The sequence below is a fragment of the Pseudomonas sp. 9Ag genome, from assembly GCF_902506445.1.
GTDB classification, from domain to species: domain Bacteria; phylum Pseudomonadota; class Gammaproteobacteria; order Pseudomonadales; family Pseudomonadaceae; genus Stutzerimonas; species Stutzerimonas stutzeri_AB.
Genome location: NZ_LR733836.1, coordinates 3,135,591 through 3,148,291, shown reverse-complemented (window position 1 = coordinate 3,148,291; position 12,701 = coordinate 3,135,591). Strand labels below are relative to the sequence as shown.

Here is a 12,701-nt window from a genome sequence, read left to right as displayed (position 1 = left end):
ACAAAAAAAAGTCGTAAACGAGAAGTGGTGCCTGTTTTCCGACGAGCCGCATTTGATAAACGCGCGTGGCCGATTGGCTTTCGAGAACAGACTGAACTAGATTTAATCTCCTTTTTTCAAATCGAGCAGAGCAGGTAAATGCCAGAGCCGACGTTTTGGTTAGTGTTCTTTTCGGCTGCGCTGGCGCTGAATGTGTCGCCTGGCCCCGACTTGCTGTTCGTTCTGTCGCGCACGCTGTCCGGCGGCAGGCGGGTCGGGGTGGCCTCGGTATGTGGCGTCTGTAGCGGAGCGTTGGTGCACGTCGCGGCCGCTGCTCTGGGGATCTCAGCCATCATGGCCACCTCAGCGTTGGCCTTTGCTGTGGTCAAGTACGTGGGGGCAGCCTATCTGCTTTACCTCGGTGTTCAGGCGTTGCGCTCTGCCGGAGCCACCGCATCGTTCAACCTAAAAGCGGCGCCGAAAGTCAGCGTTTGGCAGGCTTATCGTCAAGGCATCCTCGTGGATGTCCTCAACCCGAAAGCGGCCATTTTCTTCATGGCATTTCTGCCACAGTTCGTTCGACCCGACCATGGTGCCGTCGCACTGCAATTGTTGGTATTGGGTGTGCTGGTGGTGCTGGTGGCGGTCGTCGTGGAATGCGCCATGGTGTTCCTGGCGGCTCGGGCAAGTTCGGCACTGCGCAGTAACCATCGTTTGAGTCTGTGGCTCGACCGCGTGCTCGGCTCGGTGTTAATCGGGCTGGGTATCCGTCTCGGCTTGGCTGAGCGAGCGTAAGCAACAAGCCCATGCATGGGAACGTCAGCGCCTGTTTCGGTCTTAAGAATATGCGGTGCGCTTTTATAGACGCAGCCGCAGCAACCGAAAGGAGCGCTCATGTCTCGGTACAGCAAGAACACCACGTCCAATCTGATTCCCTGTCTGCGCTATCGGGATGTGCCCGCGGCGCTGAAATGGCTTTGCCAGGTCTTCGATTTCGAGCAGCAGCGTGTGATCGAAGATGCGCAGGTCGGCGTCATTCATGCCCAGCTCAGTTTCGGCAGCGGCATGTTGATGGTCGGGCCGGTAGCGGATTCGGAATACGGCCGCCAAGTGAAACAGCCGGATGAGGTGGGAGGCCTCTCTACTCAGAGCATCTATGTGATCGTCAACAGTGCCGACGCCCTTTATACCAAGGCCAAGGCGGCTGGCGCCGAGATCGTCATCGAGCTCAAAGACCAGGATTACGGCGGGCGTGGTTTCAGCTGCCGCGATCTTGAGGGCCATTTGTGGAACTTCGGCACCTATGATCCCTGGGCCGAGCCGGTTGCCGAGCAGAACGCCCCACAAGGAGACTGCTGATGCGTAGCCTCAAACTAGCCGATGGCGCCAGGGTTCCCTTGGTTGGGCAGGGCACCTGGCACATGGGCGAGAATCCCGCAGAGCGTGGCAATGAGATCGCTGCGTTGCGACTGGGTATCGAGCTGGGCATGACTCTGATCGATACCGCAGAGATGTACGCTGAAGGCGGTGCCGAAGAGGTGGTAGGCGAGGCGATCCGCAGCTGCCGCGACCAGGTGTTTCTGGTCAGCAAGGTCTACCCCCACAACGCCAGCCGTAAGGGTGTTCCTGAGGCCTGCGAGCGCAGCCTGCGTCGTCTCGGTACAGACTGCCTCGATCTCTACCTGTTGCACTGGCGCGGCCAATACCCGCTGGCGGAAACGGTTGAGGCGTTCGAGCGTTTGAAAGAGGCCGGAAAGATTCGCCGTTGGGGCGTATCCAACCTGGACCTGGATGACATGCGCGAGCTGGATGCGCCGGACTGTGCGGTCAATCAGGTGCTCTATAACCCTCAGGAGCGTGGCATCGAGTTTGATCTGTTGCCCTGGTGCCAGGCGCAGGGCATGCCGGTCATGGCTTACTGTCCGCTGGGGCAGGGCGGAGGTCTATTGCGTCATCAGGCCATACTCGACATTGCCCGGCGGCATGATGTGGAACCTGCCCAGATTGCGCTGGCATGGTCGCTGCGCCAGCCGGAGGTGCTGGTGATTCCCAAGTCATCAAACTCAGCTCATGTGCGACTTAACGCCAGCGCAGCGGAGCTGACATTGAGCGCCGACGACCTGGCGCTTCTCGACAAGGCTTTCCCGCCGCCGTCCCGATCCCAGCCTTTGCAGATGGTCTGAAACTCAGCGTCGCGCGTGGTGCGGGGGAATGTTTGCCTCGCCGTGAGTGTCAGCTTATGACTGACAGCAAACCGGAGAAGCGAACATGAGCGAATCCAGACTCGACGGCGTGGTGGTGGTCATCACTGGCGCCTCCAGCGGTATTGGCCGTGCCACAGCGCAAGCCTTTGCGCGGGAGCAGGCCCGAGTCGTCCTGGCGGCGCGTGACGAGGAAGCGTTGCACGAAGTGGCCAATGAATGCCGAGCCCTGGGCGCCGAGGCACTGGTGGTGCCGACGGACGTGACGCGCAGCGATTCGGTCGAACAGCTCGCCAGTGCGGCGGCCGAGTTCGGTCGAGGCCGTATCGATATCTGGATCAACAACGCCGGGGTTGGTGCAGTCGGTGCTTTCGACGAGACGCCGCTGGATGCCCACGAACAGGTCGTGCAGACGGATCTGATCGGCTATCTGCGCGGTGCCCATGTTGTTCTACCGTATTTCAAACAACAGAACGGCGGCGTGCTGATCAACACGCAGTCGGTGGGCAGCTGGGTGCCGCAGCCGTACGCAGTGGCCTATTCGGCAAGCAAGTTCGGACTGCGCGGCTTTTCCCATGCGCTGCGGGGCGAGCTGGCGCGGTGGCCGGGTATCCATGTCTGCGATGTGTACCCCTCGATGGTGGATACCCCCGGTTTTCGGGACGGTGGCAATTTTGCAGGCCGCTCGCTGCAACCGCCGCCACCGCTTTGTGATCCGCGCCAGGTGGCCGAGGCGATGGTCAGTCTCGCCCTGCACCCGCGGCACACAACATCGGTGGGGCTGACTGCTACGCTGCTTCGTTTTGCGCACTTCATCACGCCAGGTTTCGATCGGTTGTCGGGGCTGCTCACAGGCGCGGCGTTGGGGCGTGCCGAGCGTGTCGCGCCGTCGGCCGGCAATCTCTACCATCCCGCGCTGGGTGAGCGACGCATCGATGGTGGCTGGCGCAGCGACGAGAAAAGTCAGCGTGGTTTGTTACTGGCGGGTGGCATTGCCGCCGCGGGCTTGGTCGGACTGCTGCTGGCAAGTCGACGCCGTTAGCACTTCTTCGTGCCGGCGGCGGCTAGTCAGTCAGCCGTTGCCGGTAAGCAGTCCAGAGAGCCAAGATCGCGCCTCATGTCCTGCAGGCGCTCATTGATATGACGACGCTGGGTTGCGTCGGCCGTGTCGTACAGGTCGACAATCAGGTCGATTGTGGCTTGTTCAACGGCCGGAAAGGCAGCTCGATAGGGCGCGGTCCAGTAGACCTCGCGATCCTGGAGCAGTCGAGCAATGCGCTCGTCAAAGTTTGCCTGGTCCCGGTTGCGCACGGCATCGACCATTGAACGCTGCCATTGCGCTCGGTTATCGAGCCAGAGCTGATTCTGCTTGTTGAGCGCCTCAGCCCACTCGTGGATGCGTTGGCGTTGAGCCGCAGTGACATTGCCGAGCCATTGCTCGACGCGCTCTTGCATGCGGTCGGTGCGCTTACCGATTTGCTGGTCCAGCGGTGGTTTCAGGTATTTGTCCTCGCGCTCCTGGCGATCTCTCTCGAGTTGTTCATTCAGCTCCTCTACCTGTCTGTCATCAAGGTCGCGCAGCAGTTGAACGGTGGTCGGTGTGATTTCCAGCGCGATCGTCTGAATGGCCTTCTGGGTGATTTCGTAGTGCTCCCGGAGCGCGGGTTCATCCAGCGAACCCTGGCGAACCTGTGCCTGTAACTGCTCGATGAGATCCAGATAGCCAGGCAGCTGAGTACGGCAGTGCCAGCTGATGTGCTCGCGCAGCTGCTCACGAAAGCGCGTCTGCTGGTCACGGTTCATGTCCAGATAATCGTTGAGCGACCAGGGAATCAGCAGGTCCAGATTCCGGTAAGCCAGATTCATGCGGCTGCAGCCGGTAAGCACAACGGCACACGCCAGCAGGATCAGAATCGTTTGTCGTACAAGCGCCTGACTGATCTGCATTGCAGCCCTCGTCTGGTTGTGTCGAGATGTCTGAACGGGTTTTGGTTGCGCTGTTCAATAGAGCCGCAAGCGCCCCGTCAGTTCGAGACGAAACAGCAACGGCTTGTTTTTCTGCGAGAAAATGCTCGAGGTTGTGGTCCTATCTCAAGGGAGCAGCGCAAGCGCGGCGCTCTAACGTTGAGAGTTACTAGTGGAGGTGGATATGCAACGCAGGATCAAGCATCTGACCGGAGACGAAGTACCTCAGGGCTGGCGTCCAACCTGGGTCACCTGTTGGGTGGTCGAGATCGATGGCCAGACGATTGCCGGGCCGTACGCCACTGAAGCCGAAGCGCAGGCGGTGCTGGATGGGGAGCAGGACCCCAAGATTTCGCAGACGCCTACGCCGCAGTGATGGTGGTCAGAGGCACCGATTAACGCACGGGTCGTCTCTTTCCGGGAGTGGAGGAGGCGGCTCTACGAGCTGGGAAACCAGCTCCAACGCTTTGTCGAACGAAGGATAGCCGCTCTGCGCAACGTCCAGTCCGGCGTAGGCTTGGCGATATTGTTCGGCTTTGACGGCGTTGCGCTCATTCAGCAGGTAGGGATCCTGATAAATCTTGTAAAGCAGCGCCACCGCGTGCGGGTGACCCTTTGCGCGGGCCTGTTCCAGCAAGTGCAGGACCTGCTCGGCTTGCGGGCCCTGACGGATCAGCAGCAGGGCCTGGTAGAACTCAGTCTCGCCACGATCATCAATCCGAGCGCTGCGCTCAAGTAGCGCCTCGGCGAGTTCATAACCATTTTCGTCGCCGATGGAAATCAGAATCTTGGCCTGCAGCAGGTCGTTCTGGTAGAGCAACCGCTCAGCGCGGCAAGCGCTATCGCTTCCAGGTTGATCACATGGCTGTGAGGCGCAGCCGCCCAGGACAACGAGCAGTCCGATCACCAGTGCGTTCTTCATTGCTGCCTTATTCTCTTGATTGTTTAGTGGGTCAGCGCGTGTTCTGACCTGCGTGTTTCGTTTCTGTTCAGCCTGTTTCAATGCGCGGCGGCAATGGGCTGCAGTCCGTAACGGAACAGCAGGATCTGCCACTCGGGGTTCTCTGGCAAGGTTTCTAGAAAGTGGTCGAGGTAGCTGATGACCGGCTGACCAAGGGTGTCGGCTATCCACACGCGGCGATTGAACTGATACAGCGGCATGTTCGAGACGTATAAATCTCGAAGCATTTTTTCTTTGCGGTAGTAGAGCAGGGCAGAGCGCGGGATCAGCAAGGTGCTGATACGACCCGACAGCAGCTTCTCGAGGTTTTGCAGATCGCCCTGGGCGTCCTGGCGTTTGATTGCACCGCTGGCGATATCCGCTTCAAGCCCTTCGTATCGGTGACCCAACACGCCACCCAACACCAGGTTGTCTAGCGACGCGGGGTTCTCGTACTCAACGGGCGCGTCGGGTAATGAGACGAAGTCTTGCTGATCTGTCAGCAGCGGCTCCGACCAGGTTCCGTCAGCGGTCTGCGCGGCTGTGAAAAAGCTCGGGGTAGCCCATAGCAGAATGCCGGCCCGCTTCCGCTCCAGGCGCTTGTCCACACGCTTGCGCGGCAATTTGACCAGCTCGAAGCGAAAGCGGTAATCATTGGCGGCGTTGTTGTTGAGCAGTTCGACGAAGGCCTGCGATAGCCCCTGGGCATCGTCGAGAACGAACGGTGGCGAAAAATGATACGTCCACACCTCGACTCGTTGCTGGGCTCCGCAGACCGAAGGCAACAGGATGAGCGTCAGCAACAGGACGAGTCTGTGCATGGCAAACCTTTATCTCGGGATGGCGAGGGGCGGCGATCAGGGCCTGTGACGACGGCCTGCGGCTGGCTTTGTTTTCGTTGCCATCGACATCAGCATAGTCCAGCGGCCGCAACGCGTGAGCAATCAGGGTTATGCAAGAGACGGCTTTAGGCTAGAAGCGTTCATGTTCGCCGAGAAAACGCCACTCGCCGACCGGCAGCTTGGCCATCGACAGGCGGCCTATCCGGATTCGCTTGCAGCTGATCATCTGCAAGCCGATGGCTTCGCACAGCTGACGCAGATCGCCGGCTTGCGGCGACTTGAGCACGATGCGCAGGCGGGTCTCGTTCTGCCAGCTGGCCTTGGCCTTGGGCAGGATTTTGCCACAATGGCCGATGCCCTTGCCCAGCAACGCCAGCCCGCCTTCCTCGGGCTCGCCAGCGACTTCGACGATGTACTCCTGCTCTAGCGTGTCGCGTGGATCGGCCAGTTTGCGGATCACCTCGCGTTGCTGGCTGAATACCATCAACCCGCTGATGTCTTGCTCCAGCGGCAGAATGGCAGTCTGGCGTGCAAAGTGGCGTTCGCGGGGCGCCAGGCGTGAGCCGTCGCCGCTCCAATGGCCGGCATCGGCAAGTTGCTTCATCGCATCGCCGGGTTCCACTGCGGTGGGCTGGCCGGCTGGCTTGTGCAGCAACAGCGTGACCGGTGGCAGTTCGGCCGCGGTGGCGCCGGGCAGCAGCTCGATGCGCTGCTCGCCTACCTTGAAATAGGGGGCTTCGATAACTTGCCCGTCGACGCTGACCCAGCCTCCCTCGATATACAGCTCGGCCTCGCGCCGGGAACAGCCGATCTGCTCGGCGAGGCGTTTGGACAAGCGTATCGGGTCAGTCATGGTGGGCTCGGGTGCTTCGGAAGGGGAAACCTGGCGAGCCACTGCAAACGGCTAAAAGCAGTGGGGGCTCGCTTAGTAGGTCGGGTGTTGCGGAGATTACTTCTTGCTGATGGTGATCTGGCGCGACGGGCCCTGAGTCTGGCCGCTGACCCCGTTAGGGATCTTTTGTACTTCGCCGCCGGCCTTCAGAAAGGCTGCCATCTGGCTAGCCAGCGATTCGCTGGTTTCGCTGGCGGGTTCGGGTTTGCGCTTGGCGGTGGTGGTCTTGGAGGCCATCGTCATCTGGTTCCTTTGGTCAGTCGAACCGGACATTATACAGATCTGGCTAAATTTTGTTCGATTTTTCGCTTGACTCGATTTTCTCTACCCGCTTGCTACCTGGCTCAGGTTCGCCTGGCTCGTTGCCGTAGCCTGTGTCCGGCAGCAAACGGATCGGCGGCGGATGCGTTAGCAGGGCTTGGGTCGCCAGCACACGTGCGTCTTCGATTTTTCCCCTCCCCCGGGAGCATTCTCGTTCACATCCGGTCCACACACTATCGGGTCTGGCGAAGCGGCGGTCTGCCACGACACGAAGACAAGGCAGGGGACGCTCGCGGCAAAGTATTTGTTTCGTCATCTCCAGCCCCATCAATGGAATAAGGAGCGGAGAGTGGCGGTCGTCATCAGTGCAATCCTGTGCATCATCCTGGGCCTGGCGCTTGCCGTCGGTGGTTCGAAAATCATCGCGCTCGGCGGTACCTGGTATTTCGCGATCCTCGCAGTCGGCTTTCTGTTAACCGGCGGATTGCTGTGGGCTCGGCGTCGCGCGGCGCTTTGGGTTTATGCACTGGTAATGCTCGGTGCGCTGGGTTGGGCCATCTATGAAGTGGGCTTCGACTGGTGGCAGCTGGCCCCCCGCGCTAGCATCATCGGCCCACTTGGGTTGTGGTTGCTGACGCCCTGGATTGCTCAGCGACTGGGTTGGCAACACTTCGGTGCGCGCGCTTGGGGCGGTAGTGCAATTCCCCTGATGGTCGCCGTGGCCCTCTGGGGGGCGACAGCTCTGCATGCGTTAACCACCGACAGTAACGACATCAGGGGCATGCTGCCGCCACCGCTGGCTGTGGCGGCTGCAGCCGGGGTGGACTCTGCGGACGATGTGCCAGCCAGCGATTGGCACGCTTACGGTCGTACTCAGCACGGCACGCGCTATTCACCGCTGGCGCAGATCACGCCAAACAACGTCGAGCGGCTGGAAAAGGTCTGGCATTACCACACCGGTGATATGCGTCGTCCGGGCGATCCCAACGAGACTACTTACGAAGTCACACCGCTCAAGATCGATGACAGCCTCTTCATCTGCACGCCGCATAATTTCGTGATTGCGTTGGATGCCGAGACCGGAGAAGAGCGCTGGCGCTTCGATCCGGAGGTTCCGGACTCGACCAATCGGCAGCATCTGACATGCCGCGGGTTGTCTTATCACGCCAGCGAGACCCCGGTCGAGGGGCAGGCCTGTCAGCAACGTCTCTTCATGCCGACTGCCGATGCACGGCTGATCGCGCTTGATCCGGATACCGGAAAAGTTTGCGAGTCTTTCGGTGAAAACGGCGCGGTGAATTTGTGGAAAAACATGCCCAACATCACCGATGGCTTCTACTACTCAACGTCACCACCGGTAGTCGCGAACGATTTGGTCATCGTGGGTGGGGCAGTCAACGATAACGTCTCGACTACCGAGCCATCCGGCGTGATCCGTGCTTATGACGTCATCACCGGTGAGCTGAAGTGGAACTGGGATCCGGGTAATCCGGAACAGACCGCACCTATCGCGCCGGACGAAACCTATAGCGAAAGCACACCGAACAGCTGGAGCATTTCGAGCGCTGATGAGGAGTTAGGACTGGTCTTCGTGCCAATGGGTAACCAGGTTCCGGATCAGTGGGGCGGCAACCGCAGCGAGAACACAGAGCGTTTCGCTTCGTCCGTCGTCGCGCTGGATTTGGAGACCGGGCAGGTGCGCTGGGTGTTCCAGACCGTGCATCACGATCTATGGGACATGGATGTGCCAGCGCAGCCAAGCCTCGTCGATATCCAGACCGAGTCGGGTATGGTGCCGGCCCTGGTGCAGCCGACCAAGCAGGGCGACATCTATGTGCTGGATCGCCGGACGGGTGAGCCAGTGCTCCCGGTACGAGAAGTGCCAGCACCGCAGGGCGCAGCGAAGGGTGATTATGTGGCAGCGACGCAGCCCGTTTCGGCGCTGTCGTACGAGCCGCCGAAACTGCAGGATTCCGATCTGTGGGGTGCGACGTTCATCGATCAGATGATGTGCCACATCAAGTTCAACTCGTTGCGTTACGAGGGCCGTTACACGCCGCCTTCGACACAGGGTTCGCTGGTCTATCCCGGCAACTTCGGCGTGTTCAACTGGGGCAGCGTAGCGGTTGATCCGGTTAGGCAGATGGTGTTCAGCGCACCGTCCTATCTGGCCTTTACTTCAACGCTGATTCCGCGCGAGAACGACGAGACGACCTACGTTTCCGACAGCGAGCCGTACCTGAACGAAAACTTCGGCGCGCCGTTCGCGGTCGACCTGAAGCCCTTCGTGTCGCCGATTGGTCTGCCTTGCACGGCACCGCCATGGGGTTATGTGGCAGGCGCCGACCTGCGCACGGGTAAAACCCATTGGCTGCGCAAGAACGGTACGGTGCGTGATCGCGCGCCGGTCCCGCTGCCATTCGAAATGGGTGTGCCGAGCCTGGGCGGGCCTGTGATGACCGCTGGCGGCGTGGCATTTCTCTCCAGTACGTTGGATTACTACGTGCGTGCCTATGACGTCACCACTGGCAAGCAGCTATGGCGTGCGCGGTTGCCAGCCGGTGGCCAGGCGACACCGATGACCTATCAAAGCCGTTCGGGCCGGCAGATGGTCGTGGTCGTTGCGGGTGGTCACGGATCGCTCGGCACCAAAGCTGGGGACTCGGTGATCGCCTACGCACTGCCGCAGTAAGGGTTATCGCGTGGGCGCCATAGCGGCGCGCACGCGGTAAGCGGGTGGCCTGCTAGAATCGCCACCTTCGACCCAGAGGAATCGTTACATGGCCGCAATCGGGCGCTTCAATAGTCTGCAAATCGTCAAGCACACCGGTTTCGGCCTCTATCTGGATGGTGGTCCGGATGGCGAAATTCTGCTGCCCAACCGGTACATTCCGAAAAACACGCCTACGGAGGTAGATGACTGGCTGAACGTCTTCATCTATCTGGACAGTGAAGACAAGCTCATCGCAACGACCGAGAAGCCCAAGGTCCAGGTCGGTGATTTCGCCAGCTTGAAAGTCGTCGAAATCAATCGGATCGGCCTGTTTCTCGATTGGGGGCTGCCCAAGGATCTGCTGCTGCCGCACTCGGAAGAAAAGCGGCCGCTCAACGAGGGTGACTACTGTGTCGTGCACGTCTATCTCGACAAGCACACCCGTCGTATTACCGCCACGGCGCGCCTCGACCGCTATCTGGACAAGACGCCTGCGCGTTACAAGGTCGGCGAAGCCGTTGATCTGCTGGTGGTCGAGCCCACCGATCTCGGCCACAAGGCAATCATTAACGGCAAGCACTGGGGGCTGATCCACAAGAACGAGGCCTTCAAGTTCCTGCGTGGCGGTATCCGCGAGAAAGGCTACATCAAGGAAATCAGACCTGATGGCAAGATCAGCCTGAGCCTTCAACCAGTGGGCAGCGAGGCTGCTGATGCATTGCAGGCGCTGATTCTGCAAAAGCTGCAGGAAAACCAGGGCAGCCTGCCCGTCAGCGACAAGACCGCCGCAGATGAAATCGCGCGGCTGTTCGGCGTCAGTAAGGGCAACTTCAAGAAAGCCATCGGTGGCCTGTACAAGCAGGGGCGCATCATTATCCATCCCGACCGTATCGAGCGAGCCTGAGGTGTGCGGGCGGCCCTTCGGGGTCGCCCGTGCCAGTTACTTTGGCATTCCTTTCCCCCTGTTTTGCCCTGCGTCCAATCATGAATCGACGTATCGATTTGCCGACCCCTCTAGCGCGGGTTTTTGAGCACCTCGCTCATCTGCCAGGTTTTGGCCTGTCTCGTCTGATCAAACACTAGCCGCTGCCACTCATCCCCGTCGCACTCGTCCGAGTTCCCATATGGAACTCGTTCATATCAGGCTGGGTCCAGAAAGGGTCGCTGGTGCTTTACAAGGTGCGTTGAGACGGTCGACTGGATGTGCCCGCGAGACCCTTAGCGGCGCAACGAGACATGGCAGGCGTCTGAACGGTGCTGTTCCGAGTAGAGGCTTGGCCTGTTTCTTATTCCCCGTTGCAGTACAGCTCATGTGCGCCTGAATGCTGGGCCTTGATTCAACGGTGTGATGACAAGCTGGGGCCGCGCCGCACGCGTACATGCTTCCGTGCCAACAACAAAACCTAAGCTAAGGTCAGATTAAGCCGTCGTTCGACCCTGGGTCTAACGCTTGACGCGGCTCACCTGTGGATGTTGACAGGATGTTTCGCCTCGGGAGCATTTCTCCGGGGCGGTAGCGTGCAGGAACCGGCCGGATTAGAGCCGGTGCGAGATAAAAGCTGTTGGCGCCGGAAAAGTGCCCTGCTAAGCGAATGTGCAACTGTCTGGGATATTTGCGGTCTGTTGCGTGTCTATGCCTCCTCACAGCAGCCAGGCGACGCAGCCAGAGGGTAGGTATGCACCACAATTTATCTCCGAGAAGGGATTCTATATGAGGAAGATCACACTTCCATGCTTGCCGCTACTGTGCCTTGCAGCCACTCAGAGCTGGGCACAGGACGACGAACCCCGGTACATACAGCTGGGAGGGTTCGAGTTCACCCCAACGCTGGTTGTGCGCGAAAGCTACGACGACAACTACCGCGGTCTGTCGGACAATGAGCAGGCATCCTGGGTCACCGGTATTAATCCAACGTTCGTGCTGGGAACCGGTAATCGCAACAGCGAGTATGAGCTTGAGTACTCGTTCAACAGCGATATCTTCCATTCGGATTCCGAAGCCAGTAACACCGACCATCATCTGCGCCTCAGAAGCGCCATGGAATTCACTTCCCGGCATCGCCTGACCTGGGGTCTCGCCTACCACCGCGTGGAAGAGACCGCCGACACCGAGATCAACACCGAGAACGACAAGTACAGTACCGCCGTTGCCCAGGCGGCTTATCGTTTCGGAGCCCGCACTGCTCGCAACCAGCTGGAGTTCGGCACGCATTACGAGCAGCGTCGCTACCACAACAGCGGCAACATCAACGCGTCGGAAGAGCGCGACAGTTTGATGTTCAACTCCATCTGGTTCCATCGGCTGGGTTCCAAGACCCGTTCGCTGGTCGAAGTTCGCCATACCGATCATGACTACAAGCTCTCCAGCGCACTGCGCGATAGCACCAACGTGGCGCTGCTGGGTGGTGCTACCTGGGATGCAACCTCCAAGACCTCCGGCACAGTCAAGTTGGGCGCCGAGCGGAAGGACTTCGACAGCGATCAGCGCGAAGACTTTACCAGCCCCATGTGGGAAGTCGGTGTTACCTACAAGCCGCGTAGCTATTCGGCATTCACAGTCAATTCTCGCCGTGCCTTCGACGAAGGTGATGACGGCGCCAGCACCATCAATGACTGGACCACCATTGCTTCCTGGGATCACGAATGGACGTCGCGGATCTCGACCGAGCTGCTGTATCGATTCTCGGACCGCGAGTACGAAGGGATTAACCGGGACGATGAGCGCACCGGCTACGGCGCAGGCGTGACCTGGTCACCTGATCGTTGGATCGACGTGACCCTTTCCTACCTCAGGACGGAAAACGACTCCAGTCTGAGCTCGGAAACCTACGACCGTAACGTTTATCTGCTGAGTTTCGACCTGAGCCTCTGAGCCCGGGTAGGACGTTAACCAGTGCCTAAGGAGGAG

The 12,701-nt window shown here is 59.8% G+C and carries 13 protein-coding genes; 8 read left to right on the top strand and 5 right to left on the bottom strand.

The window, feature by feature from the left end:
* Positions 1 to 138: 138 nt before the first annotated feature.
* The 4 genes from ALTERO38_RS14220 (at position 139) to ALTERO38_RS14205 (ending at position 3,222) form a co-directional block, all read left to right on the top strand.
* Positions 139 to 774, top strand: coding sequence for a LysE family translocator (locus ALTERO38_RS14220; protein WP_159968771.1), 636 nt, complete (start codon positions 139 to 141; stop codon positions 772 to 774).
* A 99-nt stretch (positions 775 to 873) separates the two neighbouring features.
* Positions 874 to 1,338 carry a VOC family protein gene (locus ALTERO38_RS14215; RefSeq protein WP_102835840.1) on the top strand — a complete coding sequence of 155 codons (465 nt, stop codon included), beginning with the start codon at positions 874 to 876 and terminating at the stop codon, positions 1,336 to 1,338.
* Positions 1,338 to 2,162, top strand: coding sequence for an aldo/keto reductase (locus ALTERO38_RS14210; protein WP_159968770.1), 825 nt, complete (start codon positions 1,338 to 1,340; stop codon positions 2,160 to 2,162). Before ALTERO38_RS14215 ends, ALTERO38_RS14210 begins: the two co-directional genes overlap by 1 nt.
* A gap of 85 nt (positions 2,163 to 2,247) precedes the next feature.
* Complete coding sequence (locus tag ALTERO38_RS14205) at positions 2,248 to 3,222, top strand: SDR family oxidoreductase (RefSeq protein ID WP_148926580.1); 975 nt, start codon at positions 2,248 to 2,250, stop codon at positions 3,220 to 3,222.
* 26 nt (positions 3,223 to 3,248) lie between these two features.
* On the opposite strand, the gene ALTERO38_RS14200 is transcribed toward ALTERO38_RS14205, so the two are convergent.
* Complete coding sequence (locus tag ALTERO38_RS14200) at positions 3,249 to 4,127, bottom strand: DUF6279 family lipoprotein (protein WP_159968769.1); 879 nt, start codon at positions 4,125 to 4,127, stop codon at positions 3,249 to 3,251.
* 202 nt (positions 4,128 to 4,329) lie between these two features.
* Here ALTERO38_RS14200 and ALTERO38_RS14195 point away from each other — a divergent pair, with 202 nt between their 5' ends.
* The gene (locus ALTERO38_RS14195; RefSeq protein ID WP_102835844.1) at positions 4,330 to 4,521 is read left to right on the top strand and encodes a hypothetical protein; all 192 of its coding nucleotides are present in this window, start codon (positions 4,330 to 4,332) and stop codon (positions 4,519 to 4,521) included.
* Between the two features lie 6 nt (positions 4,522 to 4,527).
* Here ALTERO38_RS14195 and ALTERO38_RS14190 read toward each other — a convergent pair whose 3' ends face one another.
* The 4 genes from ALTERO38_RS14190 to ALTERO38_RS14175 all read right to left on the bottom strand — a co-directional run bounded on the left by ALTERO38_RS14190 (position 4,528) and on the right by ALTERO38_RS14175 (position 7,056).
* Positions 4,528 to 5,067 carry a hypothetical protein gene (locus ALTERO38_RS14190; protein WP_159968768.1) on the bottom strand — a complete coding sequence of 180 codons (540 nt, stop codon included), beginning with the start codon at positions 5,065 to 5,067 and terminating at the stop codon, positions 4,528 to 4,530.
* Positions 5,068 to 5,144: 77 nt separating this feature from the next.
* Positions 5,145 to 5,906 carry an ABC transporter substrate-binding protein gene (locus ALTERO38_RS14185; RefSeq protein ID WP_159968767.1) on the bottom strand — a complete coding sequence of 254 codons (762 nt, stop codon included), beginning with the start codon at positions 5,904 to 5,906 and terminating at the stop codon, positions 5,145 to 5,147.
* Between the two features lie 151 nt (positions 5,907 to 6,057).
* Positions 6,058 to 6,780, bottom strand: a complete 723-nt coding sequence (locus ALTERO38_RS14180) for an RNA pseudouridine synthase (protein WP_159968766.1) — start codon at positions 6,778 to 6,780, stop codon at positions 6,058 to 6,060.
* 96 nt (positions 6,781 to 6,876) lie between these two features.
* Complete coding sequence (locus ALTERO38_RS14175) at positions 6,877 to 7,056, bottom strand: hypothetical protein (protein ID WP_019342315.1); 180 nt, start codon at positions 7,054 to 7,056, stop codon at positions 6,877 to 6,879.
* Positions 7,057 to 7,429: 373 nt separating this feature from the next.
* Between ALTERO38_RS14175 and ALTERO38_RS14170 the strand changes: the two genes are divergently transcribed.
* The 3 genes from ALTERO38_RS14170 to ALTERO38_RS14160 all read left to right on the top strand — a co-directional run bounded on the left by ALTERO38_RS14170 (position 7,430) and on the right by ALTERO38_RS14160 (position 12,665).
* Entirely contained in the window at positions 7,430 to 9,772 is a 2,343-nt protein-coding gene (locus ALTERO38_RS14170; RefSeq protein ID WP_159968765.1) for a glucose/quinate/shikimate family membrane-bound PQQ-dependent dehydrogenase, read from the top strand.
* A gap of 88 nt (positions 9,773 to 9,860) precedes the next feature.
* Positions 9,861 to 10,697 carry a S1 RNA-binding domain-containing protein gene (locus ALTERO38_RS14165; protein WP_159968764.1) on the top strand — a complete coding sequence of 279 codons (837 nt, stop codon included), beginning with the start codon at positions 9,861 to 9,863 and terminating at the stop codon, positions 10,695 to 10,697.
* A gap of 807 nt (positions 10,698 to 11,504) precedes the next feature.
* A complete protein-coding gene (locus tag ALTERO38_RS14160) occupies positions 11,505 to 12,665 on the top strand; it encodes an outer membrane beta-barrel protein (protein WP_159968763.1) in 1,161 nt (386 codons plus the stop codon).
* The last annotated feature ends 36 nt before the right edge of the window (positions 12,666 to 12,701 follow it).